This is a genomic window from Maribacter thermophilus, assembly GCF_001020565.1.
Lineage (GTDB): Bacteria > Bacteroidota > Bacteroidia > Flavobacteriales > Flavobacteriaceae > Maribacter > Maribacter thermophilus.
Genome location: NZ_LDAS01000001.1, coordinates 2,969,614 through 2,995,926, shown reverse-complemented (window position 1 = coordinate 2,995,926; position 26,313 = coordinate 2,969,614). Strand labels below are relative to the sequence as shown.

Genomic DNA, 26,313 nt, shown 5'->3' with positions numbered 1-26,313 from the left:
AATATTACTGTCCTATAGGTTACTAAAGGAAAACCCTGTGGAAACTCTAAAAACCAGTGCATATGTAGCAGCTAGAATCAAAAGAAAACAAAACCACGAAAACAACTTAAAATAATGCTCTAAAATGAAGTTCCTCCAATTTTTAAAAGCCTCAACATAAATCTCTTTAATAAGTAAAAATTTCTCCATACCTGATAATTATTAGTTCTTATGAGGCAAATATCAAAGGATATGGATCAAATACTCAAAATATCGGTTTAAAGGTGCGTTTTTACTATGAAGAGAGAACCTTATTTTAAAAAATCTACGAACGGTAAAAATTTACGATTTATAGCACCCCAATTATGCGCTAGGTCTGTTTTATATTAGGGCTATAAGCTTAAACAAGACAGGTGGATGTCAAGTGTCCTTTCAAAAAAGGAAGCAGGATATAAGCAAAAAAGCCACTAACATTAGTGGCTTTTTTTGCTTAGTTGGTTTTGCGATTTTTTACATATCCACTATAATGAATTCAGATCTACGGTTTAGATAATGCTTTTCTTCAGAACAAGGCACTGATCCATTACACTTGTTCAATAGTTTTTCTTCACCATAACCCAAGGCACTTTCAATTCTGTCGGCAGAAATACCTTGTGATATAATATAGTCTCTTGTAGCCTTGGCTCTTTTATCGGACAAGTATTTATTGTAGACGGCACTACCTCGTGAATCTGTGTGTGATTCAATCTTAATAACCATTTCTGGATACTCGTTCATAACGCTTACCAGCTTATTAAGTTCTTCGGCGGCATCGTTGCGAATATTGTATTTGTCAAAATTAAAGTGGATCATCTCCGTCTTAAGTTTTTTGACTCCGTTTTCCAAGGCAATCATTTCGTTCAGTTTTCTCATTTGAACTTTTGTTGTAATCGTGTCGTTGTCTACGGTAGCAACTTCTATTTCCTCGTTATGGAAGGTATCTTGTATAGTTCTGACCTTGTATGTGGTATTTGGTTCTAGATCATTAAAACTAAAGCTGCCGTCCTCGTCCGTTACCATTTCTTTCAATTTTATGTTGTTTTCGTCTAGTAGTTCAACTAATGCAGAAGGCATAAGGTCTCCGGTAACAAGGTCGGTAACTACACCTGCAATGACATTTTGGTTTGTTGGTACTTCTTCTACCATTAATCTTTTAAATGAGTATATGTCATCGTCTCCTTTTCCACCAGCCCGGTTAGAGGCAAAATAGCCCATTTGGGTTTCTTCGTTTACGATATAAGAAAAGTCATCTTTGTTACTATTTACCGGTTGGCCAACATTTTTGACCTCCTCGAAACCACCTTCTTCATTAAAAGACACCTCATATACATCAAGTCCGCCCATACCAACATGTCCATTGGAGGAAAAATATAGTTTTTCTTCGTTTACGAATGGGAACATTTCCTTTTGTTCGGTATTTATACCGGGACCTAAGTTTCTAGGTTCTGAAAACTGTCCGTTTTCCAAGATATCTACAACAAAAATATCCGTCTCTCCAATACTGCCCGGCATATCGGATACGAAATACATTTTTTTGCCGTCCGGGCTAATAGCCGGATGCCCAGTAGAATAGTTGTCACTATTAAAAGGCACTTCCGTTGCTTCGGTCCATTCTCCATCTACTAAGGTAGATTTGTATATTTTTAAATGATTTACGCCTTTATTGTCGCGTTTAAGCTTTTTACCATAGTTGTTTCTGGTAAAAAACATAGTCGTCTTGTCTGGAGTAAAAGCCACTGAGGCTTCATGGTATCTGGTGTTTACCTTTTTAGAAAGCTTTCTTGCATTTACCAACTCTTGGGATTCCTTGTTTAATCTAGCCGTATATAGGTCTAGATAAGGTTGGTTGTTCCACTTATATTTTCTGGTATTAAAAATAGAAGAATCTGCAGCGGAGGTATACACGATCTCTTCGTCTGTATAAAACACTGGTGAAAAGTCAGAATAAATAGAATTGATGTTTAGGTTTTTAATTTCAAACTGATTGGAAGCACTTAACAATTGGTCTAGAACAGCCTCTCTTTTTTCGGTATTTTCTTTAGAAACGACATGGTCGATTTTCTTGTTATATATCCGCATTAGCTTCTTAGATTTACCATACTTACCCGTTCCTTTTAGGGTATGTGCGTATTTGAAAATATTTTCGGCGGATAGATCTTCCCCATAATTTTTATATAGTATGTCATACCATTTATAGGCCTGTTCCATATTCGTATTATAGTAGTGGGCATCTCCTGCTTTTTGAAGAACTTCGGGCGAGTAATTGTTAGGGTCTTTGTTTAGGGCCTGCTCATAAAGTTCTGCGGCCTCTGCATACCACATTTTGTTAAAATACTCATCTGCCTTTGCTATAAGTTTGCTTTTGCTGGAGGGTTTGTCGGTATAGTTCCCTAAAGATTCTGCAGTTGTAGTTTTTTCAGTATCATCAACCACTTCTAGCATATCATAAGTAACATCTTCTAGGGCAATTGGCTCCTTTGGTTGTTCACTATTAATTACGTTTAGGATCCAAACATCTTTTGTGTACCTATTATCAAATTCAGAATTACAATCGGCAATGGCTTTTTGCCTAGAAGAGTATTGATTCAGATACACATAATAAAGGTCGTTTTCAGGGTTTTGTATGTACCCGGCTTCAAAACCTTCTTTTTTTAGTTTTTTTACTTGTTTGTCCAACTTGTTGGCGTTACTGAAAATACTGGATATCACATAGTATCCATTCTCTACTCCTTTAAGGTTGGACAAGGTTCTTTGTGGAATTTCATTTTCGTTGACGGCTTTTAAAAAATTTCCGTTATCCGAATCTTTTATAGAAGTTGATGAGATATTGTTGGCTGTTAAACCTATGTCCGTTTCTTTTGACGACATATTGTCTTCAAAATTCTGGGCACTTAGATTAAGAGCCATTAGAGAAGCGCAAACAAATAGTATATTTTTCATGTTTTGGAAATCAATCGACAAATGATGCCAATAGGCGACTGGTTTATAACGCCCTTTAGCTTAATTCATTATCGAAAATAGATCTAAAGATGATTTTGATTTATTTTTTGTTGTGAAAGACTTATTTTTTGTCGTGTAGTCTCGATTCTGGCCTAAATAGCTATTATGGTCTATATGAATTATAGGAGAAAGGGGAAAGAATTCTACTAAGAGGTAAAATATTGAAAAGCAGGTTTTTGGGCACAAAAAAACGCTAATTTGAGTTAGCGTTTCTTGTAAATTTTAATAGAATACGGTGTTATTCCTTTTTTGTTTCTTCCGAAACCTCGTCTTCTTTAGAAGCGTCTTTAAATTCTTTTATACCACTACCAAGGCCGCGCATAAGTTCCGGTATTTTTTTTCCTCCAAATAGAAGAAGAACCACCAAGACAACGATTGCAATTTGCCATGGCCCAATTGCCAAAAATATATTTGCTATAGTCATATGAATATCATTTAACGGATAACAAATGTAAGAAAAAGTTATTAGTTTGTTGTTAATATTAACCTTAAGTGTTTTTTTATTTGCAATAATAAAAAAGGCGGAAATTTAAACTTTGGGTTTTAACGAAGACCAATACAACATACCACTTGGTATTATTGTCTTTGGTATTGTTGAAAAATATAGGACTATTGTAGAAGACAACAATCAAAATCAGGTTGCTCATTAGGTGTTAAATTAACAACAGGCCCACTAATATGTTAGGGAGGTGTTTTTGGTATGTTTCTGATATTCAAATCATTATGTAATTATTGATTGAAAGTTCGTATATTTAAAATAGGAGGGTTCTAAAGACGATAACAGAAACACTATAAAATTTAGCATACTTACTTGGTGAACAAGCGAATGCTTTGTTAATTTTGACTATAGGTTTTTAAATCTACGGTCATATATAATTTCATTGTAGAATTTGCCTAGTTATCGAAGTTTGGCTCTGCGAATGCCGTAAAGGCATTAAAGACCATAGAAAATAATGATAGAAAGCTGAATTAAAAGCAAGACCGGTTAGTGGGTGTGATTAAAACCAAAAGCGAATAAAAAACGTACGTAAAGAATACCAAGACTTTACTTGATGTAATAAATCATTTCAAAGAAGGTCTTAATTAAATTCTAAGCTTATCTTTGTTTGGATGGCCAAAAAAGTAAAAAAAAGAAAGGAAATAAAACGAAAGTTACTTCATAAGTATCGTTTGGTAATCTTAAACGAAAGTACTTTTGAAGAAAAGATATCGTTTAAGCTCAGCCGGTTGAATGTTTTTGTGACCGGATCCCTCTTTATGATTGGACTTATTGGCCTAACAATTTTATTGATCGCCTTTACTCCCCTTAGGGAATATATTCCAGGGTATTCATCTACAAAACTTAAACGGCAGGCGACGGAGCTTACCTATAAAACCGACTCTCTTGTAAGAACATTAAATTATACCAATAAGTATCTTGACAATATTCGTATGGTCTTAAGAGGAGACATAGAGAATAATGAAATAAATAGAGATTCTTTGTTCGAGCAATTTAAGATAGATCCTTCTTCCGTAGACTTGACTCCTATAAAGGAGGATTCCCTTTTGCGGGCAGAAGTTGCTTTGGAGGATAAGTACAATTTGTTCGAAAGATCTACGAGCAAGAAAAACCTGGTCTTGTTTCCTCCGGTTTCCGGTATGGTGTCCATGGGTTATGATTTAGAGAAAAAGCATTATGCGGTAGATGTAACGGCCCCTACAGATACTCCTGTTAAGGCGGTGGCCAATGGCACGGTTATTTTTTCGGAATGGACTGCAGATACCGGCTATGTAATTATAATAGAACACCAAGGAGGTTTGCTAAGTGTATATAAACACAACGGCTCTTTGGCCAAGTTTCAGGGAGCGGTCGTTCGTGGAGGAGAAGTAATAGCATCTGTAGGAAATACTGGAGAATATACTACCGGGCCCCATCTTCATTTTGAATTATGGGAAGACGGAAACCCTGTAAATCCACAGGATTTCATTGATTTCAATTAAAAACATGTCGTTAAAATCTGTAGCAGCCAAAGTTTTTGCGCAATTTATAGCCCGTAAAACATCAAGGTGGGCCACCCACCCTTTTGACACCCAGAAAAAGGTGTTTAAAGAATTGATCAATAAAGGAGCAAGAACAAAATTCGGAAAGGATCATGAATTTGTTAGTATCCATAGTTATGAGGATTTTGCCGCCAAGGTACCGATAAGGGACTATGAAGAACTTAAGCCCTATGTAAACCTGGTAGTGGAAGGCCAACCGGATATATTGTGGCCCGGTAAACCCATCTATTTTGCGAAGACCTCGGGTACGACATCCGGGGCAAAATACATTCCTATTACGCAAGGATCTATAAAAATGCAAGTGGAGGCATCCAGAAATGCCATTCTTAACTATATACATGAGACGGGAAGAGCGGATTTTGTGGATGGTAAAATGATATTTTTACAAGGAAGCCCCCTACTTGAAGATAAAAATGGAATAAAATTGGGCCGCCTTTCAGGAATTTCAGCACATTACGTTCCCAATTATTTACAAAAAAATAGATTGCCCAGCTGGGAAACTAATTGTATTGAGGACTGGGAGACTAAAGTGAACCAGATTGTTGAGGAAACAAAGGATGAGGATATGACGGTAATCGCCGGAATACCTTCATGGGTTCAAATGTATTTTGAAAGATTAAAGGAAAAGACCAATCGCAACATTGGAGAGCTGTTCCAGAATTTTGAACTTTTTATTTTTGGAGGGGTCAATTATGAACCCTATAGAAAAAAGTTTGAGGAACTAATAGGCAGAAGGGTGGCAAGTATCGAACTTTTTCCCGCAAGTGAAGGATTCTTTGCGTATCAAGATTCACAGACCGAGAAAGGAATGCTGTTGCTTTTGAACTCTGGAATATTCTATGAATTCATTAGGGTAGATGAATTTTTTAACGAAGACAGAAAAAGACTTACCCTGCAAGATGTAGAGCTAAACGTGGACTATGTCATGATCATTTCCACCAATGCCGGTCTTTGGGGATATAACCTTGGCGATACCATTAGGTTTGTTTCCTTAAAACCGTTTAAAATAATTGTTTCTGGGAGGGTAAAGCACTTTATATCCGCTTTTGGCGAACATGTAATAGCGAAAGAAGTAGAGGAAGCTATGATGACGGCGACCCAAAAAACCGATGCAAAGGTAAACGAGTTTACCGTAGCCCCACAAATAACACCCGTAGAAGGAGAGCTTCCCTACCATGAATGGTTGATAGAATTTGAGAAAATGCCTTCTGACGTAGATCGGTTTGTTCAGATTTTGGACGAGGCGCTGCAAAAACAGAACAGCTATTATTATGACTTGATAGAAGGCAAAGTGTTGCAACGTCTAAAAATAACTCCTATAAAAGAAGGAGGGTTTAGGGATTATATGAAGTCTATCGGAAAGCTGGGAGGGCAAAATAAGGTGCAAAGATTATCCAATGACCGAAAAGTGGCTGATAAACTGTCCAATTTTAAAGTAAATTTGCCTAAAAACTAAAACAGAATATTAATCGTAATTTTGTTGGATATCTTAATATGGACAAAGCAATTACACCCACCAGGGCCCAAGAATCTACAAATGCCATAGAACGCATGTACATTACCATGCGCCACCTTTTTAATAGGGGCTTTTATAAGCCAAACGGTGTTTCTGGTGAAGCGCTAAAAAATGCATTGCTATTGCTAAGGCCAGAAATATATGGCTCTGTAGGCGAAGAAAGAACAGAGCTTAATGGTCTTTTGTATGTGTTGGATAGGTTGCCAGAAGGTATAGAGCAGTGTAGGTTTATAAATCTTACTTCGGACGAGGGTTACGGCATCTCACATATAACCCCTATTGTTCCACCAAAAAGAAGGCGTAATTGTTATCGTATAGATGACGAACAGATGAATATTGAGATTACCAGGGGTCGTTCGGACATCTACGATATACTTACCCACTTGACCTTCCTTTTTATAGAATCTGAAAAGATTTGTAAAAAGGTACTTATTCCTGAATCCAACAAAACGGTCAGGGATTGGCAAAAACTGGAAAATGCAGTTAAAAAAGAAGAATTGGAACAGTCCGAAAAAGAGATTGCCCTGATTCATACCGCCAATATTCTTGGCAGGTCCTTCGAAGAAATATTGGACGTTTACAACAAACTTAGCACAAAGGAAAATCCAGAGAGATTCCTAAAAATTATTTATTGGCTTGGTAAATTGGCCCTTGACGAAGAGCTGACCGGAGAAAAAAGAGCTATTACCTTTACATCGTTACTACGTGAGCGTTTGGGGCATCACATTCATGGCGAGATATGGGCAACGAATATCAAGAACATACTTAAAAAGAACAATCTTTTAGACAGGCCTATCCATATTATTTCGGCCAATATGCACAGTGTCATGAATTCTCTTTTTGCCCAAAAGGCCTTAAAAGATGAATTTCCCGATTCCGAACCTATAGAAATTTACGAAGCTTTGAGCAGTGCTGGCAACGGACATCTTAGAGACAAGGTAAAAGCCGTGGCAGAAGAAAACGGTATGATATCCATAGACGACACTTCCGGAACAAACATAGATGTGCAAATATTCGACACTTCTAAATTTAATACAGAAGTTTGCTCGTATGAATTTTCCAGCGGCAAAGATGTGGAAAAACCTGTTATATTTGTTATGGACTATGCATTTGGGGAACAGGCTTTTGAAACGATAGATGAGCTTCTAAAACCATTTGGGAACAAGAAAAAGAACGAATCCTTTTTAAATGTTTTATCTGTATCCATAATGGGCAAGGCGGGTATTTTAGAAGGGGGAAAAGGAGATATAATGATTCCTTCTGCCCATATTTTTGAAGGAACAGCGGATAATTACCCGTTTAAGAACGAGTTGTGTGCAAAGGATTTTGAAGGATATGGATTAAAAGTATTCGAAGGCACAATGGTCACCGTTTTAGGAACATCGTTACAGAATAGGGATATTCTTGACTTTTTTCACAAATCTACATGGAATGTGATAGGTTTGGAGATGGAAGGGGTGCATTATCAGAAAGCGATACAATCTGCCTCTAAAATCAGAAAAAGTATTAGAGAAGATGTAAAGGTCAGGTATGCCTATTATGCTTCTGACAATCCATTGGAAACCGGTAGCACCTTAGCATCTGGTGGATTGGGGACTACAGGGGTAAAACCCACTTATTTAATTACGGACAAGATATTAAAACAGATATTTAACTCATAACATGGCAGATAACAAACCAAACACCACCCCTAGCTCAGATGAGATAGATTTAGGACAGTTGTTCAAAATGATAGGAAAAGTGATTAACCGAATAGGAGTCGCTTTTTTAAGGGTATTCCTTTATTTTAAAAAGAATGCACTTATTCTAATTGGACTTCTGGTATTAGGTTTGGCTATCAGTTTTGCACTGAGTTTATTGGTGGATGAAAAATTAAAGACTGTGACTATCGTACGACCTAATTTTGACAGTGAAGATTATATGTACGATGCCGTTGCTGAAATCCAAGCAAATATCCTAAGTAAAGACACCGTGTTTTTTCAAAAAATGGGTGTTTCTTTCAAGGACGTAGAAGGTTTTAAAATTGAAATACAGCCTGTTACAGATTCGGAGGAAACAAAGGAAGAGGCAGAGCAGGAGTTGGAGTACTTAAAAATACTTCAAAACTTCAAGGAAGAAAACTTTGTTGTGGATATTATACGTTCTGAACTGACCAAGAAAAGTATAATACCACATCGTATCATCTTTACTTATACCGATGCCAAAAAAGGACCTATAGCGGCGCAAAAGATATTGGCATATGTAAATAATAATGCCTATTACGAGAAATTGATTACGATTTATAGGGAAAATGCACAAACCCGTATAGAGGAGAACACCGCGCTTATTTCACAGATAGACAACCTTATCGACAATTACACAAAAACACTTGTACAGGATGCCATTGAAAGACCACAGGGGTCGGTTTACATGGAAAATGAGAGCGCCCTTAATATAGGGACCTTACTTTCTTTAAAAAACAGGTTTTTAAAAGAAATAGAAGAGAAGAAAGCTGAACTTACGGAACAAACCGAGATTTTGAGTATTATAAACATGGGGAATCCCCAAGTCTTTAGAAAACCGTTTTTTGCCAATAAGTTTTTCTTGATTCCTACGGCTTTGGTGGTATTATTTTTCTTGATATCCTTCATTCGTTTCTTAAACAAGAGAGCTAAAGAGTTGCAGTTATAGAAAAGCACAAATGTCCAATAGAACAATTCTGATAACAGGGGGAGCTGGTTTTATAGGCAGTAACTTTATTCCGTTTTTTTTAGAAAAACATGATACTGTTTCAGTAGTAAATCTAGATAAACTGACGTATGCAGGGAACCTTGGGCATCTTGAAGAAGTTAAAAATAACGAACGGTATAAGTTTGTTCAGGGAGATATATGTGATGCAGATTTGGTAAGGGCGATTTTTAAGAATGAGCAAATTTCGGATGTCATACACTTTGCCGCCGAATCGCACGTAGATAATTCAATTGAAGGACCGGAAACCTTTATTAAAACCAATATCAACGGAACTTTTACCTTGTTGGAAGGTGCGCGGGAACATTGGTTGGATAATTCGAATAGTGCAAAGAAAGGGTTTGAAGCATCACGCTTCCATCATATATCAACAGATGAGGTTTTTGGCAGCCTTGGGGAATCGGGTTTTTTTGATGAGAATACTGCATACGCCCCAAATAGTCCATATAGTGCATCAAAAGCATCTTCCGATTTTTTGGTGAGAAGTTACTTTCACACTTATGGACTTAACGTAATTACTACGAACTGCTCTAACAATTATGGGCCTAAGCAGCATGATGAGAAATTGATTCCGACCATTATACGAAAAGCCTTGAAGGGAGAGGAAATACCTATTTATGGCGATGGAAAGAATGTGAGGGATTGGCTATATGTGCAAGACCACTGTCTGGGAATAGATTTGGCCTTTAGCAAAGGAAAGATTGGAGAAACCTATGTCATTGGAGGAAATAATGAACACAGCAATATTTTCATAGCGCAAAAAATATGTACTATTTTAGATGAGGTGTACCCGAAAAAGACGGGGAACTATAGCGAACAGATCACCTTTGTCCGTGATCGTTTGGGGCATGATTTCAGATATGCCATAGATGCTACAAAGATCAAAACCAAATTGGGTTGGCAATCTAAGTGGAATTTTGACTCCGGACTTCGGGAGACTGTTTCGTGGTACATGAACAAATATCAGCAAGGTTAATCGTATGAAAGGTATCATTTTAGCAGGAGGATCTGGAACGCGCTTACATCCACTTACATTGGCAGTAAGCAAGCAGCTTATGCCTATTTATGATAAGCCGATGATATATTACCCTTTGGCAACGCTTTTATCGGCAGGGATACAAGAAATATTGATAATTACTACACCACAAGATATTGCCTTGTTTCAAAAATTGTTGGGCGATGGTAGCCAATTGGGCTGTAGTTTTGAATACGCCGTACAAAAGAACCCGAACGGATTGGCAGAAGCCTTTATTATAGGGGAAAATTTTATAGGAAAAGAAAAAGTGGCCCTTATTTTAGGGGATAATATTTTTTATGGTTCTGGTCTTGCCAAATTGTTGCAAGCGAACAATGACCCCGATGGAGGTATCATTTATGGATATCATGTACAAGACCCAAAAAGGTATGGTGTCGTTGAGTTCGATAAGGAAGGAAAGGCCGTTTCCATTGAGGAAAAACCTGAAAACCCAAAATCGAACTATGCGGTTCCGGGCATCTATTTCTATGATAACGAAGTCGTGGAAATAGCCAAGGGCATTAAACCTAGTCCAAGAGGAGAGCTGGAGATTACCGACGTTAATAAAGTATATTTAGCAAAGAAAAAGTTGACTGTAAGTATTTTAGATCGTGGCACCGCTTGGTTAGATACAGGAACTTTTAGTTCTTTGATGCAGGCATCACAATTTGTTGAGGTTATTGAAGAGCGACAAGGATTAAAGGTAGGGGCTATTGAAGAAGTGGCCTATACCATGGGGTATATTTCACGAAAACAATTGCATAAACTGGCCAAACCACTGTTAAAAAGTGGGTACGGCAACTATTTACTAGAGCTATAATTAGCTGAAAACCATAATATGAAAATTACGGAGATTGGCTTAAAAGGCTGTTATATAATTGAACCGACACTGTTTAACGATGAGAGAGGTGTTTTCTTTGAACTGTACCAACAGAAAAAGTTTGAAGAAGCTATCGGAAAAAAGGTAAACTTTGTTCAAGATAATATTTCTGTATCAAAAAAAGGGGTACTACGGGGGCTTCATTTACAAACGGGAGTTCATGCCCAGGCCAAGCTGGTGCAGGTAGTTCATGGTGAGGTAATGGATGTAATAGTCGATTTAAGGCCGAAAAGTGCCACTTTTGGAGAGTATTACAAAGTTATTTTGTCCAGTGAGAATAAAACATCTCTTTTTATACCAAAAGGTATGGCCCATGGTTTTATTACTTTGAGCAAAGAAGCTACGTTTATGTATAAATGTGATGCTTTTTATAATGCAGCATCAGAAAGTGGTATAATCTATAATGATAAAGACTTAAATATAGACTGGCAAATCCCTGTTGACTCCCCTATTGTTTCTGAAAAAGACAGACAACTTCCCACTTTTAAAGAATTTTTTAAATGAAATCCGTACTCGTTACCGGTGCCAACGGTCAGTTGGGAAGAAGTATAAGGGATATTGTTGCCGATTACCCTGATTTACAGGTTACCTTTAAAGGAAAAGATACGTTCGACATAGCAAACGATCAAGAAGTAAAGAACACTTTTGATTCTTATAAATATGACTATTGTATTAATTGTGCCGCTTATACGAATGTTGAACAGGCGGAGATAAACCCGGAACTTGCTTATAAAATAAATACTGAGGGAGCTAAGAATTTGGCATTGGCCTGCAAAGACCATAAAACGGTTTTAATTCATATATCTACGGATTATGTTTTTGATGGCACTAAAAGTGAACCTTATACGATTATAGACGAACCAAACCCTATCAATGAATATGGCAAATCAAAGTTAGAAGGAGAGGTGGCCATTCAAGAAATATTGAATGAGTTTTTTATTGTTCGTACGTCATGGTTGTATCATAAAGTGCATGGAAAGAATTTTTATAAGAGTATTATGGAAAAAGCAAGGTTGGAGGAAGTCCTACAGGTGACCGATGCACAAAAAGGTTGTCCGACGAACGCCAGTAATTTGGCTCGGTATATTTTAGAGTTGATTGCCCAAAATAATAAGGCGTATGGTATTCTTCATTATACAGATAATGAAGCAATGACCTGGTATGATTTTGCAAAAAGGATACTTGAGGAAAATAATCTGAGCCACAAGGTGCAACTTGAGAAAGCGAAGAATTATCGTACTTTTGCTATAAGACCGGAGAATAGCATTTTAAAGAGCTGAATATCAATACATGAAATTAAAAAAAAAGATTCTAATTGTTTTTGGCACTCGGCCAGAGGCAATTAAGATGGCACCATTGGTAAAAGAATTCCAAAAACATACTGATGAGTTTGAAACCAAAGTTTGTATAACGGCCCAACATAGGGAAATGTTGGACCAAGTACTTTCCTTCTTTGAGATTAAGCCCAATTACGATTTGGATTTAATGAAACCCAATCAAAATTTGTATTCCTTAACTGCAGATATTATAACAGGGTTAAAGCCTGTTTTAGAGGAATTTGTGCCTGACTATGTTTTTATTCATGGTGATACCACAACCACTATGGCTACTAGCCTTGCGGCCTTCTATTCTGGTGCAAAGGTTTGTCATGTGGAAGCGGGGCTACGCACCTTTAATATGAAATCTCCTTTTCCAGAAGAGATGAACAGATGTGTTACAGGGGTAGTTTCACAAATTCATTTTTCACCAACAAAAACATCTAAAGAGAACCTACTTAAGGAGAATAAACAAGCGGAATCAATTGTTGTCACTGGAAACACTGTTATCGATGCCTTACAGTTTAGCGTTGGAAAAGTGACATCATCAGGTTTTAAGGACGCCGAAATACAAGAGCTAGAAAAGACTATAAAGGGAAGCAAAAAGACAATTTTGGTAACCGGGCATAGAAGAGAGAATCATGGGCAAGGATTTATTAATATTTGTGAGGCCTTAAAACAACTTGCGCTAGAGAATCCCGACATTGAGATTATATATCCGGTTCACCTTAATCCAAATGTTCAAAAACCAGTTTACGAATTATTGGGACATATAGAGAACATAAAACTCATAGCTCCTTTGTCATATCCGGCATTTGTATGGCTTATGGATCGTTCCTGTATCATAATTACTGATAGTGGAGGGGTTCAGGAAGAGGCTCCGAGTTTGGGCAAACCAGTTTTGGTCATGAGGGATACGACTGAAAGACCTGAAGCAGTACTTGCCGGTACGGTTATCTTGGTGGGCACCAATAAAGAGAAGATTGTATATGAAGCTACCCAACTTCTCAAAGACGAGCAATTATACGCTAACATGAGTAAACTTCACAATCCCTATGGAGATGGAAAGGCATGTTATAAAATTGTAGAGCATATACGAAATATAGAATAGACGATTTTTTAAACAGTCTATGAAGTCATTTAATGAATACAACCATATGAACGAACCAGAAGTAGTAATGATAGGTCTTGGCTATATAGGCTTACCGACAGCGGCCTTAATTGCTCAAAACAAAACCTATGTTCACGGAGTGGATATTAACCCTAGTGTAGTAGAGACGATAAATAAAGGGCAAATACACATTATAGAACCAGAGTTGGACGGGGCAGTGGCCAATGCTGTAAAAGAAGGTTATCTCAGAGCGGCTACTACACCTGTAAAAGCAAATATTTATCTAATAGTGGTACCTACTCCTTTTAAAGCCAAGAACGAACCGGATATTTCTTTTGTTGAGGCGGCTACCAAAGCCATTTTGCCCTTGTTGAAAGAGGACGACCTATATATCATAGAATCTACCTCCCCAATCGGAACTACCGAAAAGATGGCGGATATGATTTATGAGACGCGCCCAGAGTTAAAAGATAAATTGAATATTGCTTACTGCCCTGAACGGGTATTGCCCGGAAATGTAATGTATGAATTGGTGCATAATGATAGGGTAATAGGTGGTGTAAATGAACGATCTACCGAAAGAGCAGTTTCTTTCTATTCCCAGTTTATAAAAGGAGACCTTCATAAAACTAATGCCCGAACGGCAGAAATGTGTAAGCTAGTTGAAAACTCATCACGTGATGTACAAATAGCCTTTGCCAATGAACTTTCCTTGATCTGCGATAAGGCAGACATCAATGTTTGGGAACTTATTAATTTGGCCAACAAACATCCAAGGGTTAACATTCTACAACCAGGCTGTGGGGTAGGAGGTCATTGCATAGCTGTGGACCCTTATTTTATAGTGGCCGATTATCCTATGGAATCAAAGATTATCGGTACGGCCCGGGAGATTAATAATTATAAATCATTTTGGTGTGCAGAAAAAGTTCAAACGACCAAATTACAGTTTGAGCTCCAACACGGACGAAAGCCGAACATTGCATTGATGGGCTTGGCCTTTAAACCCAATATTGATGATTTAAGAGAATCTCCCGCAAAATATATTGCTCAAAAAGTATTACAAAACGCCAATAATGAAGAGTACTTTATCGTAGAGCCCAATATCTCTGAGCATAGGGTATTTAAACTTACAGATTATAGAGACGCCTTGGAAAAGGCAGATATTATCGTGTTTTTAGTGGCACATAATGAGTTTAAAACCGTTGAAATACCAAAACACAAGGTGGTTCTTGATTTTTGTGGGGTCATAAAATGATTAAAAGAATAGCTGCTGTTGGAGTATTGACGGGTATTGGGCATCTTACCACCTTACTCGCTTTAAAATACATATCTAAGCTCGTTCCAGATTCTACGATAGCTTTTATTGGCGAGATAGACTCTTTAACTTTGTTAATTGTGTCTATAGTTGCTTTTGGTTTACAATTGTCAGCAACAAGGAATATAGCTATTAAAGAAGATTGGAAAAAGGAACTTTATGAAACCCAATCAGCGAGGTTCATGCTGTCAATCCTTTTGTTAGTATTTGGTTTTACTGGGTTTTGGTACACAAAAAACTTTATGTTTTTTATGGCTCCAGTCATTAGTTTAAACGCCGACTATGCTCTTTATGGAAGGGGTAAACCTATATTCGGATCTTTTGTAGCGTTAATTAGAGTACTTATTCCATCGGTAACTTTGGTGATTTCTTCCCTTTTTTTCAAAGACCATATCGTTTTATTTTTTGCTTTTAGTCTTGTGCTCACCTATTTAGTTGCTGGTATATTGGTCGCAAATTCTTTGGGTGTCGACTATTTAGTCCGACCAAAATGGAGGTATATTAAAAAATATATATCAAACTTTAATATTGGTATAGCTAGTTTTTCCTTGTTTTTTATTGGAATAGGAATAATAAATGTACTTTCTTATTTCTATAATAATGAAACTATCGCGATTGCCTATATTGCATTAAAGCTATATATGATTTTTAAGGGAGTCAGAAGAATAATTGTTCAAGCCTTTTTTAGCGATCTAAAAGACACTGGGATATCCCTTAGGGTAGATCTTTTGGCTGTTTTGGGAGGTTTGGTGTTTCTAAACTCTTTACTGTTTTATCCCAAGGTAATAATCCCATTACTGTTTGATGAAAAATTTGTTTCATATACTACCACTTTCTTAGTCTTGGGTGTGGCTGGTTTAATATCTTCGTTTACAACTAGTTCTGGCACGAGATTATTATTGAAAAATCAAGATAAGGAATATAGTCGAAATTTGATTGTAGCAGCTATTCTAACGATTTCTGGGGGAGTACTGTTTTGGTATTTAATTGGAAATTATTCTTATTCGATCGCTTTGTCAATTCTTTTAGGTGAAATAACAATTTCAACATTAAATATATATTCCTTGAAGGAGAAGGATTATTTAAGAAAAAGATTAATTGTTTTTATACCCCTCCTAATTATATCCCTAATGTTTATGATTGTTAAATGGTTGTTTGGAGAAAGTATCTATACATTTGTCTTTTCAACTATACTGTTCGGATTATCGGGTATCGCATACTCGAAATGGAAATTAATTTAACTAATTTAGAGAATGATAAATATTGTGATAACTCATGGTTATTCTGATTCAAACAAAGGAGATTTAGCAATAACCTTGGCAACTGTTTTAGGGTTGAAAAAGGCGTTTCCTGTTTCAAGGATAACCTTACTTTCTACATTTAGGGCAGAGGATCCTGATTTTTGGTACCATAACAGGAAAATGAAAGAGATGGGAATAGAAATAATTTCAGGAGTTCTTCCTACACCTTATATTGGGAATCAGGCTTCCTTTTTGCATAATATTCAAGCTGTTTATAGACTTATAAAGGACGTTGCTCAACTGAAAATATCGTTGTTTTCAAATTTTTTGGGCCAGATTCTTGGCGGGAGTCAGTATAAAGCTGTTCATGTACTCAAAGAAGCGGATTTGATCGTTGTAAAAGGAGGTCAATTTATTTATAATGACAAGGAAGATTTAAGAGGAAACCTTTTTTTATGGAGAACCTTACAACCTATAAAGGTGGCTAGGCAATTAAACAAAAAAGTAATTCTTTTAGGTCAAAGTATAGGTGGATTTGCAAGTAGCAAAAGTGAAAAGGTTGCAATCAAGTATTTGTCCATGTGTGATAGGGTAGTTGTACGAGAGAGCTTATCTTATGATTTGTTGGAGAGTTATGGCATTCGGCATCTAGAGCTGCAACCAGATTTGGCGTTTTATATTGAACAGGGAAATAAAGATTTTGATTTTTCAATGGCCAACGGGAATGAAATTTTGGGTATAACTATTGTAAATTGGACATTTCCAGAAAAGAGTAATCCGAAAATGGCAAAAGAAAGTTATATTGAGAACTTGATGGATAGTATTGAAGATGCTTCCAAGAAATGGGGACTTTTTCCAGTTTTAATTCCCCAAGTTACTGTCCGTCATCATGGAAAGAGTGATTTGGATTTAATGGAAAAAATACATAAAGAACTTAAAACAAGAGGAATTGATTCACTTGTTCTTTCCGAAGATTTTTCCGTTGAAGAAATGGTAAATATATATTCAAAGTGTAAATTGCTAATAGGAACACGATTACATTCATGTATACTGTCGGCAGTTGCTGGAACGCCTGTTATAGCCATTAGGTACCAAGGGTTTAAAACCCAAGGGGTTATGCAGCAGTTAGGTTTGGGTGAATTTGTTCATGATATTAATAATTTGAAATCAAATGGTATAAGTCGTGATATTAATATTATAATGGAGACTTTTGATATTCAAAAAGACAATATTTCAAAGAGAGTTACAGAATTAAAGGAAGATTTGGAGAATGTCTTTCATGGATTAAGGGACTGGGTATAATATTATAGTTTAACTATAAAGCAACTTTATTTTGCTTAGAAATAAACTTACTAAAAATTCTATATTTACCGGCTTATTGCTATTATTGCTCTTGGCAGTGTCACTGGGCAATCCAATTGTTCAACTTTTTGGGATTGTTTTGTTCTCCTCAATCTCTCTTTTGTTCTTGGCCAAATCAACCATAATTGATTTCAAAGCACTATTTTATCTGACTATACTAATCATTACTTTTTTTCAATTTTTATTTGTTTGGAGGGATGACTATTCCATTAACTATCTTATGAACACTGGGATTATATGTGTTATGTGGATTCTGATGTTGCTTGTTTCTTTGTCGATTGCAGCTTTGTTCAAGAAAATTTCCTTGGAGAAAATACATGTAGTTTTAAAACTTTTTTTTAGTCTTAATGTTCTGATTGTAATAGTACAGTATGTGAATATAGCAATACAAAAAAAATCAATTTTTCCTCATATGGTAAGTATGGGTGCTGGGGACTTTATCAAAGGAGTTTTTACCAATTCTTCGGTGTCCATGATAATTTTTTCTTTTTACACTGTTTATTTTTTTTATCGAAAAGAGAATAAATTATGTGTGGCAGCTATTTTATGTATGTTGGCGTCTACATATATGAGTGGAATAGTTATTTTTTCTGCCATTGTCTTTTTATTTGCGTTCCTCTATTTTTCGCCCATGTTAAAGTTGAAAATTCTTATTGGATTATCTGTTGGAATATTTGTCCTTGCGCTTATTAGTCCAAAAAACATTGAGTATGTGAAACAAAATTTGACTGAAAAATTGGTAAGTAAGTCAGACCCGTTACGAAAAATCGTTTCTTTTAATCAAACTGTAAAGTATTTTGGTTCGGACCTAAAAAGAGCTCTTTTTGGTGCAGGTGGAGGGAAATTCTCTTCTAGGACAGCTTTTTTAACCTCTGCAGATTACGTTAGTTGGTTTCCAGAAAAATATAAGTATATGTCAAAAGAGTTTACAGAAAACCATTACACCTTGTGGAATTCTGAATTGTTAAAACAACCATATAAAGATGGAACCGCCAATCAACCTTTTTCTTTTTACAATAAAATTTTTGGTGAATATGGTGTTGTTGGGGCTCTGTTGTTTGTAGTTCTTTATCTTGGAAAATGGATTAAGAATTTTAACAAGCTAACTTTTGGCAAACTTATTTTTATGTTGATGCTTTCCTTTTTTGTGCTGGACTATTGGTTCGAGTATTTTACAGTGATTGCTTTTTTTGAGTTATTTATGGCTCTAGACCTTAAAACAAAACGAAATGGACATACGGGAGAAAAGGCTTAATCTCGTCCAATACTACCTTTTAGTAGGCACTGGTATATCCCTTTTGGCACCAATGATAATCAACAATATCTTTGTTGTTTTGTTGCTCCTGGTTTCCTTTTTCAAACTAGTGAGGCATGAATATAAAATAAATATATTGGCAGGGTTGTTTGGCACTTTGTTTTTGTTGGCCTTAATTAGTTTACTTTATTCTTGCGATGTTCCAAATGGCTTTAAAAAACTGGAGAAATGGTTGAGTTTTATAATATTCCCTATAGTTTTCGGAACTATGAACCTTACTAAAAAACTGTTTCGAAACCTATTGTTGTCATTTGCTTTTGCAACGATCCTCATGGTACTGGTGGCCTTAATTATCGCAACATATAAATCCTGTGTAAATGGCTCAATATTAATATTTAACAAAGAGAACCTAGTCATTGAAAATTTTTTCAGATATCATAGATTAAGTCAAAATATTAATTTTCATGCAACATATTTATCTATTTATCTGGCATTTAGTTTATTTGTTCTAATTTATTATTTCTTTTGGTCTAGGGATCTTTTACCCTTGAAACGAAATCTAAAATTTTTTATAATACTGTTTGGGATTCTGGTATTGGTTTTGTTGGATTCGTTTGCTATTGTATTTGCTTTTTTTTCTGGGCTTTTCTTGCTTATGTTTTTTTATTGGGATATTGGGAAAAAGAAAAAATACCTCTTATTGGTTGTATTTGGAATATGTGTCGGGTTTGTTTTTTTTAATAAGGTCCGAGGCAAGGTCGATCAAAGTACTTTTCAGTTCTCTTACAGTGATTCTCCGACAAGTACACGATGGAATTCTTTAAACGTTAGATTGGCTAAATGGCAATGTGCCTTAGAGGTGTATATGGATAATGCTCCATTTGGGGTTGGTACTGGGTGTAATCAATCAAAATTGCGACAAAAATATACTGAAAAAGGATTTATTTTAGCTTTAAATGAGAACTATACATCGCATAACATGTACCTTAGGTTTTTAACTGAAAATGGGATTGTCAGCTTCTTTGTTTTTTTGACACTTTTATCATATGGTTTTTATAGGGCATATCGTAGAAAGAAGTATTTTTTATTCGTTCTTTTATGGTTGTTGGCGATATCAAGTATCACGGAAGAGGTCTTGTCAATAAATAAGGGAATTGTGTTTTTTGCGTTTTACATATTATTGGCAAATACTTATTTAAATGAAAACAATGGAAAAACACGGTAGACATAAGATTTTGTTCCTTGTTCAATTACCCCCGCCACTTCATGGTGCCTCTCAAATGAATCTATATATAAAGGAGAGTAAGAGAATAAATAGAGAGTTTGAAACAAGTTATTTACCATTGAATTTTGTGAATCGACTAGACCAAATAGGCAAGTTTTCTTTTAGCAAGGTTTTAAAAATGTTAATATTTCCATTCTCTTTACTGGTCCGGATGTTTATGTTCCGACCGAATATTGTTTATTATACCTTGGCGCCATTCGGAGGGGCTTTTTATAGAGATTCTCTTTTCATCAATATTATTGGTTTGTTTAAATGTAAAATAGTTGTTCACCTTCATGGCAAAGGTATAAATGAAGAGCTTAGATCAGGAATTAAAAGAGCGGTGTATTTGAGGACCTTTAAATATTTTGACGGGGTAATTTTGTTGTCTGATTTGCTGAGATACGATATTGAAAAAGTATATACTGGTAGAGTTTTTATTGTGCCCAATGGTATTCCAGATCAAGAAATTAGTATCATAGATGAAGTCTCTAAAAATAATAACGACGAAACACAATTGATATACCTTTCCAATCTTGTTAAATCTAAAGGAGTACTAGAGTTTGTTAAAGCGCTCGAAATTCTTAAATCTAAATCCTTGCCATTTAAAGCATATATCGTTGGTGGAGGAGCGGATATTAATATTGAAGATCTTCGAAAAAAAGTGAAAAAGAAGTTTCCAGATGGATCGGTAGCCGTTTTAGGGCCAAAGTATGGTCAGGAAAAAATCGATATATTACATACGTCTGATGTTTTTGTTTTCCCTACATATTTTAAGAATGAATGTTTTCCGCTTTCTATTTTGGAAGCCATGAAAATGGGTAACGCAATTATCTCGACCGATAATGGAGCTATAAAGGACATAATTGATGGATGCGGATTAATTGTAAAACAGAGAGACAGCGATTCACTATCGGAAGCTATAGAGATATTACTTAATGATGATAAATTAAGGGAAGATTATAAAGTTTTGTCAAAAGAAAAGTTTAAAAAACACTTTACTATTTCAATGTTTGAAGACAATCTGATTAATGTTTTTAATAAGTTATAAACTATCTGAGAAAAATTAATAGTTTCTATTTGAAATGGCATACAAGAAAAGACGTTATAAAATCAGTTGTAAGGTTCTTGTCTAACTGATATAACATAAAATAATCACGTAAATAAATCAGTGGTAATCAATAAGTTAAAAAAGAAAAAAGATAGAAAAGTAATCATAAAATGGGAGAAGTCGATTTATTTAAAGAATCTCCTTTTAAAAAATAGAGATAGTACAATGCGATTATGAAAAAGTTTATACTTAACAATATATCTCGGCTGCCTATTTTTATTAATAAGCTTTTACTAAAGTTAAACCGTTCTCCGAGTTTAATTTATGGTCAGGAGTACGCGAATTTTTTTAAAAGTCTACAAGAAGAAGAGGAGTATGACAATGAAAAGGATTTAATTAACCTTATTAATAGGAGCATTGATGATGTGCCTTATTATAGTAAGTATCAGAAAATATCTACTATTAAAGATTTTGAATCCCAGTTTGATTTTATAGATAAAGATGTGGTGTCGCGTAATTTTGATATCTTGAAATCAAAGACTATGAATGAAGATGATTATGAAATTGTTACTACTGGAGGTACTGGAGGAAATCCTTTAAAGCTATTGGTGCCTAGAAATAGATATATCGTCGAACTTTCAGTTATGCATGATATGTGGTCAAGAGTAGAGTTCAGACATCATACGCGCGCCGTAATAAGGAATAGAAAACTAGAAGAAAGTCAGGAATATATTATAAACCCAATAACAAAAGAAGTTATTTTTGATGGGTTTAGGTTAAATAGTAATTATTTTCAAAAAATTTACGATATAATAAAATTTTTTAATATTCAATATATTCATGCCTATCCTTCTACGGCGTATGAATTTTCTAGGTTTATTTATGATAATAAATTAGATATTTCATTCGTAAAGGCATTTTTATCGGGCTCAGAGAATGTATACAAATATCAAAAAGAATTTATAACAAAAAAACTTGGGGTTTTATTTTATAATTGGTACGGTCATAGTGAGAAATTGGTGCTAGGAGGATATTGTAGTTATAGTGATAATTATCATATTGAGCCGAGATATGGTTACTTTGAATTGATTGATAGAGAAGGGAATCCAATCAATACTCCAGGAAGAGTAGGTGAAATAGTGGGCACAACTCTTAACAACTACGGCATGCCTTTAATTCGATATAAAACCGATGATTATGCGGAATATGTTGGAAACTACTGCGAAAAATGTGGTAGGCGGGTGACTCTAATAAAGAATATTGAAGGGAGAAGGAACGGAAACAAAATTTATGGGGCAGATGGAAGTACTGTTACAACTACAGCATTGAACTTTCACGACGATTTGTATATGGCCTTGGCAGGACTGCAATATATACAAAATGAAAAAGGAGTTTTAGATGTTCTGATTATAAAAAATAATTACTTCACAGAAAACCATGAAAAACGGTTGAAGGATCATTTCAAATCTAAATTTTCTTTGGGTACCAGAGTAAATATAAAATATGTGGATAAACTAATAAAAAAACCAAATGGTAAATTTGTTGAATTACTCAGTACCGTTAAATAGATGGTTTTTTTGAAAACCATAGGTAGTTTTTCATTATCTAGAAAATAAGTAAAGGAACTTGGTTAAGTTGCTGTTTTTGTTCATTTTAAACATCAATTTTTTATTTCTTTTCCTTGTTAGTTAATAAACTGTATTGGTAATGAGATAATCATATCTTTGTGCTTCTTTAATAAAAGAATCCAACCATAGTTTTTTTAAGAAAGAAATTAAAATATTTATGAAACAAGTAATACAAAACTTTAAAACGGGTGAGCTTTTCGTGGATGAAGTTCCATTGCCTTCTATTTCAAAAGGTATGGTTTTAGTGGAGAATAAATTTTCTCTTATAAGTGCCGGTACAGAACGAAGTACGGTGAGCGTGGGAAAAGCTAATTTATTGGGTAAGGCCAAACAACGTCCGGATTTGGTAGCGCAAGTTTTGCAAAACATAAAAAAGGAAGGATTAAAGGCAACGTTAGACAAAGTAAAAACAAAGTTAGACTCCCTAAAGGCCTTGGGGTATAGTACGGCAGGAGTAGTACATGCATCCATGGACACAAACGGAATATTCAAACCAGGAGATAGGGTAGCTTGTGCTGGTCAGGATTATGCCTCCCACGCCGAAGTAGTTGCGATTCCTCAAAATTTATTGGCCAAAATACCGGAGGGAGTTTCATTTGAAGAAGCTAGTTTCACAACATTGGGAGCAATAGCATTACAAGGTGTAAGGCAGGCAAATCCATCATTAGGAGAGAATGTTTGTGTAATTGGTTTGGGACTTCTTGGGCAAATTACCTGTCAATTGCTAAATGCCAATGGATGTAATGTATTCGGCATTGATCTTTCGGAAAGGCTTGTTAAATTATCAAAAGAAAATGGAGCCTCTGAAGCTATGCTTCGAAATGACCATAATTTGTTGAGTGCTATTGAGAACTTTACCAATGGTCATGGAGTTGATAGTGTAATAATAACTGCTGCTGCTCCGTCGAACGATCCTATTGAACTTTCGGCTGAGATTAGTAAAAAAAAGGGCAAAGTTATAGTTGTTGGAGCCGTAAAAATGGATGTTCCGCGTGATCCTCATTTTTATAGGAAAGAACTGGAATTAAAATTGTCCTGTTCTTATGGCCCTGGGCGTTATGACGTCAATTATGAAGAGGAGGGCCATGATTATCCTTACGCATATGTTAGGTGGACAGAGCAGCGAAATATGGAGGCTTTTTTACAATTATTAGCCAAAAAGTCTATTAACCTAAAACCATTGATTACACATATATTCGATATTGAGGAGGCGGAAAAAGCTTACGATATAGTTTTAGGTAAAACTAAACAACCTCATATAGGTATACTTCTAGGTTATCCTGAGAATGAAGCTAAATTAAAATCGTTATATAATGTCAATTCGACACCAATATCTTCTATTAATGCTGGATTTATTGGAGCTGGAAGTTTTGCGCAAAGTTATTTGATTCCAAATGTAAAAGCAGGTAATGGGTCATTGGACACTGTGGTTACAACTAAAGGTATTACGGCTAAAAATGTGGCCGAAAAATTTGGATTTAACAAGGCTTCTTCTAATGCTTCTGATGTGTATTCTAACCCAGAAATTAATACCGTCTTCATTGCTACCCCACACAATTCACATGCGAAATATGTTATAGAAGGTATTAAGGCCAACAAGCACATATTTGTAGAAAAACCTTTGGCCATGAATTATGAAGAACTCGAGGAAGTCAAAAAGGCCTATAGTGGGGGGGCATCAAAACTAATGGTTGGTTTTAATCGTAGATTCTCTCCTATTGCAAAAGAAATTAAAAATCGATTTAAAGGAGCTAATGAGCCATTAGTTATGAATATTAGAGTAAATGCGGGCTATATTCCAAAAGATCATTGGACGCAGTTAGAAGAAATAGGAGGGGGTAGGATTGTTGGGGAAATGTGTCATTTTATTGATTTGATGCAATTTTTTACTGATGAGAAGCCTGTTTCTGTTTATGCTGATTGTATTTCTACCGATAATTCTAAAATTAAGGTTGATGACAACATTAGTGTTGTTGTTAAATTTAAAGATGGCTCTATAGGAAATTTGATATATGTTGCAAATGGGGATAAATCGCTACCTAAAGAACTAATCGAAATTTATTGCGCGGGAAAAGTTGGGATTATAAATGATTTTAGAGGAGGAGTTTTTCATAGTAATAATAAGGTAGAAAAGTTAAAGTTAAGTGGTAAAGGTCATAAACAAGAGGTGACTGCATTCATCAATTCTTTAATCTCAGAAGATAATGGTCCGATTAGTTTCGATTCTATATATGATACTACTTTGATTACCTTTAAAATTCAAGACAGTCTAAAAACAGGACTACCACAAATAATCTAATTAAAAAGATTTATATGTTAATTATGTCTTACGTTCATTAATCGTTAAAGAAATAAAAAATAAATGCGCGTAAAAAATGCTGCCAATATTAAAAATAGTTTTGAGGCCTTAAAATCATTTTGTGAGGGAGAGGAATTTAAAGGATGGGACCCTTATGATGGTCTAAATAGTTGGGTTATTCAAAAAACCCCATTAGGAAAATCAAGTTTAATTAGGTTGGCTTGGATTCAGTTGTTTAAAAGAAACCCCTTAAATCTAAGGTATATATTTGGAATAAAAAAAGACTACAATCCGAAGGGCCTGGGTTTATTTTTAATAGGCTATTGTAATCTATATAAAATTAAAGCGAAAGAAGAATATCTTGAAAAAATAGATTTCTTATCGAACAAAATTCTCGAATTAAATACTACTGGATATTCGGGTGCTTGTTGGGGCTATAATTTTGATTGGCAGGCCAGGGCATTTTTTCAACCCAAGTTTACCCCTACTGTTGTAGCAACGTCATTTATTGGAGAGGCCCTAATAGAGGCTTATAATATTACCAAAAGAAGTGAATTATTGAAAACAGCCATAAGTTGCTCTGAATTTGTTTTAAATGATTTAAATAAGACTTATGATGATGATGGGGATTTCACATTTTCTTATTCGCCCTTAGACAGTACTCAAGTATATAATGCAGGCCTTTTAGGGGCTAAATTATTAATTTTGGTTTATTCTCAAACAAAAAATGACGAATTATTGGTGGCTGCCAAGAAAGTTGTATCGTATGTATGTAAAAGGCAAACAAATGATGGGGCATGGTCGTATGGAACTTTGCCTTTTCATCAATGGATTGATAATTTCCATACGGGGTATAACTTAGAGTGCATATTCAGGTATCAAGAGGTATCAGGTGACCTAACTTTCAAAAACTATATTGATAAGGGTTTAAACTACTATTTGAATACCTTTTTTACAGATAAAGGAATATCCAAATACTACAATAATAAAACTTTTCCGATAGATATTCATGCTCCTGCACAGCTTATTGTTACTTTGAGCAAATTGGGTGTTTTAAAGAAAAATAGGGAGTTAGTGGATAGAGTATTGTTTTGGACGACAGATAACATGCAATCGTCAAAAGGATATTTTTATTATCAAAAGAAAAAATGGGTGACGTCTAAAATACCTTATATTCGATGGGCGCAGTCTTGGATGTTTTATGCCTTTAGTTATTATCAATTAGAATGCAATTTACATGCAGGAAATCAAGATTCTTAATACTTGCATTCA

Annotated in this window: 21 protein-coding genes; 18 read left to right on the top strand and 3 right to left on the bottom strand. The window is 35.3% G+C overall.

What is annotated here, in order from left to right; genetic code table 11:
• Positions 1 to 12: 12 nt before the first annotated feature.
• From AB657_RS18245 to tatA, 3 genes are all read right to left on the bottom strand, one after another.
• Positions 13 to 189, bottom strand: coding sequence for a DUF6747 family protein (locus AB657_RS18245; protein WP_316933223.1), 177 nt, complete (start codon positions 187 to 189; stop codon positions 13 to 15).
• 300 nt (positions 190 to 489) lie between these two features.
• On the bottom strand, positions 490 to 2,958 hold the full coding sequence (locus AB657_RS12930; protein ID WP_052958705.1) for an OmpA family protein: 2,469 nt from the start codon (positions 2,956 to 2,958) through the stop codon (positions 490 to 492).
• A 298-nt stretch (positions 2,959 to 3,256) separates the two neighbouring features.
• Positions 3,257 to 3,442, bottom strand: a complete 186-nt coding sequence (gene tatA / locus AB657_RS12925; RefSeq protein ID WP_047246868.1) for a twin-arginine translocase TatA/TatE family subunit — start codon at positions 3,440 to 3,442, stop codon at positions 3,257 to 3,259.
• A 686-nt stretch (positions 3,443 to 4,128) separates the two neighbouring features.
• Here tatA and AB657_RS12920 point away from each other — a divergent pair.
• The 18 genes from AB657_RS12920 (at position 4,129) to AB657_RS12835 (ending at position 26,301) form a co-directional block, all read left to right on the top strand.
• On the top strand, positions 4,129 to 4,998 hold the full coding sequence (locus tag AB657_RS12920) for a M23 family metallopeptidase (protein WP_047246867.1): 870 nt from the start codon (positions 4,129 to 4,131) through the stop codon (positions 4,996 to 4,998).
• Between the two features lie 4 nt (positions 4,999 to 5,002).
• Positions 5,003 to 6,514, top strand: a complete 1,512-nt coding sequence (locus tag AB657_RS12915) for a GH3 auxin-responsive promoter family protein (protein WP_047246866.1) — start codon at positions 5,003 to 5,005, stop codon at positions 6,512 to 6,514.
• 38 nt (positions 6,515 to 6,552) lie between these two features.
• A complete protein-coding gene (locus AB657_RS12910; protein WP_047246865.1) occupies positions 6,553 to 8,235 on the top strand; it encodes a DUF6909 family protein in 1,683 nt (560 codons plus the stop codon).
• 1 nt (position 8,236) lies between these two features.
• A complete protein-coding gene (locus AB657_RS12905; RefSeq protein WP_047246864.1) occupies positions 8,237 to 9,244 on the top strand; it encodes a hypothetical protein in 1,008 nt (335 codons plus the stop codon).
• A 10-nt stretch (positions 9,245 to 9,254) separates the two neighbouring features.
• Positions 9,255 to 10,277 (top strand): dTDP-glucose 4,6-dehydratase, encoded by a 1,023-nt coding sequence (rfbB, locus tag AB657_RS12900; protein WP_047246863.1) that lies wholly within the window; start codon positions 9,255 to 9,257, stop codon positions 10,275 to 10,277.
• Between the two features lie 4 nt (positions 10,278 to 10,281).
• On the top strand, positions 10,282 to 11,136 hold the full coding sequence (gene rfbA / locus AB657_RS12895) for a glucose-1-phosphate thymidylyltransferase RfbA (protein WP_047246862.1): 855 nt from the start codon (positions 10,282 to 10,284) through the stop codon (positions 11,134 to 11,136).
• Positions 11,137 to 11,154: 18 nt separating this feature from the next.
• Positions 11,155 to 11,700 carry a dTDP-4-dehydrorhamnose 3,5-epimerase gene (gene rfbC, locus AB657_RS12890; protein WP_047246861.1) on the top strand — a complete coding sequence of 182 codons (546 nt, stop codon included), beginning with the start codon at positions 11,155 to 11,157 and terminating at the stop codon, positions 11,698 to 11,700.
• Positions 11,697 to 12,476, top strand: coding sequence for a dTDP-4-dehydrorhamnose reductase (gene rfbD, locus AB657_RS12885; protein ID WP_047246860.1), 780 nt, complete (start codon positions 11,697 to 11,699; stop codon positions 12,474 to 12,476). Before rfbC ends, rfbD begins: the two co-directional genes overlap by 4 nt.
• A gap of 10 nt (positions 12,477 to 12,486) precedes the next feature.
• Positions 12,487 to 13,623 carry a non-hydrolyzing UDP-N-acetylglucosamine 2-epimerase gene (gene wecB, locus AB657_RS12880; RefSeq protein WP_047246859.1) on the top strand — a complete coding sequence of 379 codons (1,137 nt, stop codon included), beginning with the start codon at positions 12,487 to 12,489 and terminating at the stop codon, positions 13,621 to 13,623.
• A 46-nt stretch (positions 13,624 to 13,669) separates the two neighbouring features.
• Complete coding sequence (wecC, locus tag AB657_RS12875; protein WP_047246858.1) at positions 13,670 to 14,881, top strand: UDP-N-acetyl-D-mannosamine dehydrogenase; 1,212 nt, start codon at positions 13,670 to 13,672, stop codon at positions 14,879 to 14,881.
• Positions 14,878 to 16,182 (top strand): hypothetical protein, encoded by a 1,305-nt coding sequence (locus AB657_RS12870; protein ID WP_047246857.1) that lies wholly within the window; start codon positions 14,878 to 14,880, stop codon positions 16,180 to 16,182. Before wecC ends, AB657_RS12870 begins: the two co-directional genes overlap by 4 nt.
• Positions 16,183 to 16,194: 12 nt before the next feature.
• The gene (locus tag AB657_RS12865) at positions 16,195 to 17,484 is read left to right on the top strand and encodes a polysaccharide pyruvyl transferase family protein (RefSeq protein WP_047246856.1); all 1,290 of its coding nucleotides are present in this window, start codon (positions 16,195 to 16,197) and stop codon (positions 17,482 to 17,484) included.
• 31 nt (positions 17,485 to 17,515) lie between these two features.
• Positions 17,516 to 18,799 carry a hypothetical protein gene (locus AB657_RS12860; protein ID WP_047246855.1) on the top strand — a complete coding sequence of 428 codons (1,284 nt, stop codon included), beginning with the start codon at positions 17,516 to 17,518 and terminating at the stop codon, positions 18,797 to 18,799.
• Entirely contained in the window at positions 18,774 to 20,024 is a 1,251-nt protein-coding gene (locus AB657_RS12855; RefSeq protein ID WP_084696429.1) for an O-antigen ligase family protein, read from the top strand. Before AB657_RS12860 ends, AB657_RS12855 begins: the two co-directional genes overlap by 26 nt.
• On the top strand, positions 19,999 to 21,114 hold the full coding sequence (locus AB657_RS12850) for a glycosyltransferase family 4 protein (protein WP_047246853.1): 1,116 nt from the start codon (positions 19,999 to 20,001) through the stop codon (positions 21,112 to 21,114). The genes AB657_RS12855 and AB657_RS12850 overlap by 26 nt, the downstream gene beginning before the upstream one ends.
• A gap of 233 nt (positions 21,115 to 21,347) precedes the next feature.
• On the top strand, positions 21,348 to 22,682 hold the full coding sequence (locus AB657_RS12845) for a phenylacetate--CoA ligase family protein (RefSeq protein ID WP_047246852.1): 1,335 nt from the start codon (positions 21,348 to 21,350) through the stop codon (positions 22,680 to 22,682).
• Between the two features lie 217 nt (positions 22,683 to 22,899).
• Entirely contained in the window at positions 22,900 to 25,041 is a 2,142-nt protein-coding gene (locus AB657_RS12840) for a bi-domain-containing oxidoreductase (RefSeq protein ID WP_047246851.1), read from the top strand.
• Between the two features lie 63 nt (positions 25,042 to 25,104).
• Positions 25,105 to 26,301: a hypothetical protein gene (locus AB657_RS12835; RefSeq protein WP_047246850.1), complete on the top strand. Its 1,197-nt coding sequence runs from the start codon at positions 25,105 to 25,107 to the stop codon at positions 26,299 to 26,301.
• Positions 26,302 to 26,313: the final 12 nt, after the last annotated feature.

Excerpts from the sequence above, each read along its gene's own strand:
- AB657_RS18245 (WP_316933223.1), bottom strand. The coding sequence starts at position 189 with ATGGAGAAATTTTTACTTATTAAAGAGATTTATGTTGAGGCTTTTAAA.
- AB657_RS12930 (WP_052958705.1), bottom strand. The coding sequence starts at position 2,958 with ATGAAAAATATACTATTTGTTTGCGCTTCTCTAATGGCTCTTAATCTA.
- tatA (WP_047246868.1), bottom strand. The coding sequence starts at position 3,442 with ATGACTATAGCAAATATATTTTTGGCAATTGGGCCATGGCAAATTGCA.
- AB657_RS12920 (WP_047246867.1), top strand. The coding sequence starts at position 4,129 with ATGGCCAAAAAAGTAAAAAAAAGAAAGGAAATAAAACGAAAGTTACTT.
- AB657_RS12915 (WP_047246866.1), top strand. The coding sequence starts at position 5,003 with ATGTCGTTAAAATCTGTAGCAGCCAAAGTTTTTGCGCAATTTATAGCC.
- AB657_RS12910 (WP_047246865.1), top strand. The coding sequence starts at position 6,553 with ATGGACAAAGCAATTACACCCACCAGGGCCCAAGAATCTACAAATGCC.
- AB657_RS12905 (WP_047246864.1), top strand. The coding sequence starts at position 8,237 with ATGGCAGATAACAAACCAAACACCACCCCTAGCTCAGATGAGATAGAT.
- rfbB (WP_047246863.1), top strand. The coding sequence starts at position 9,255 with ATGTCCAATAGAACAATTCTGATAACAGGGGGAGCTGGTTTTATAGGC.
- rfbA (WP_047246862.1), top strand. The coding sequence starts at position 10,282 with ATGAAAGGTATCATTTTAGCAGGAGGATCTGGAACGCGCTTACATCCA.
- rfbC (WP_047246861.1), top strand. The coding sequence starts at position 11,155 with ATGAAAATTACGGAGATTGGCTTAAAAGGCTGTTATATAATTGAACCG.
- rfbD (WP_047246860.1), top strand. The coding sequence starts at position 11,697 with ATGAAATCCGTACTCGTTACCGGTGCCAACGGTCAGTTGGGAAGAAGT.
- wecB (WP_047246859.1), top strand. The coding sequence starts at position 12,487 with ATGAAATTAAAAAAAAAGATTCTAATTGTTTTTGGCACTCGGCCAGAG.
- wecC (WP_047246858.1), top strand. The coding sequence starts at position 13,670 with ATGAACGAACCAGAAGTAGTAATGATAGGTCTTGGCTATATAGGCTTA.
- AB657_RS12870 (WP_047246857.1), top strand. The coding sequence starts at position 14,878 with ATGATTAAAAGAATAGCTGCTGTTGGAGTATTGACGGGTATTGGGCAT.
- AB657_RS12865 (WP_047246856.1), top strand. The coding sequence starts at position 16,195 with ATGATAAATATTGTGATAACTCATGGTTATTCTGATTCAAACAAAGGA.
- AB657_RS12855 (WP_084696429.1), top strand. The coding sequence starts at position 18,774 with ATGGACATACGGGAGAAAAGGCTTAATCTCGTCCAATACTACCTTTTA.
- AB657_RS12850 (WP_047246853.1), top strand. The coding sequence starts at position 19,999 with ATGAAAACAATGGAAAAACACGGTAGACATAAGATTTTGTTCCTTGTT.
- AB657_RS12845 (WP_047246852.1), top strand. The coding sequence starts at position 21,348 with ATGAAAAAGTTTATACTTAACAATATATCTCGGCTGCCTATTTTTATT.
- AB657_RS12840 (WP_047246851.1), top strand. The coding sequence starts at position 22,900 with ATGAAACAAGTAATACAAAACTTTAAAACGGGTGAGCTTTTCGTGGAT.
- AB657_RS12835 (WP_047246850.1), top strand. The coding sequence starts at position 25,105 with ATGCGCGTAAAAAATGCTGCCAATATTAAAAATAGTTTTGAGGCCTTA.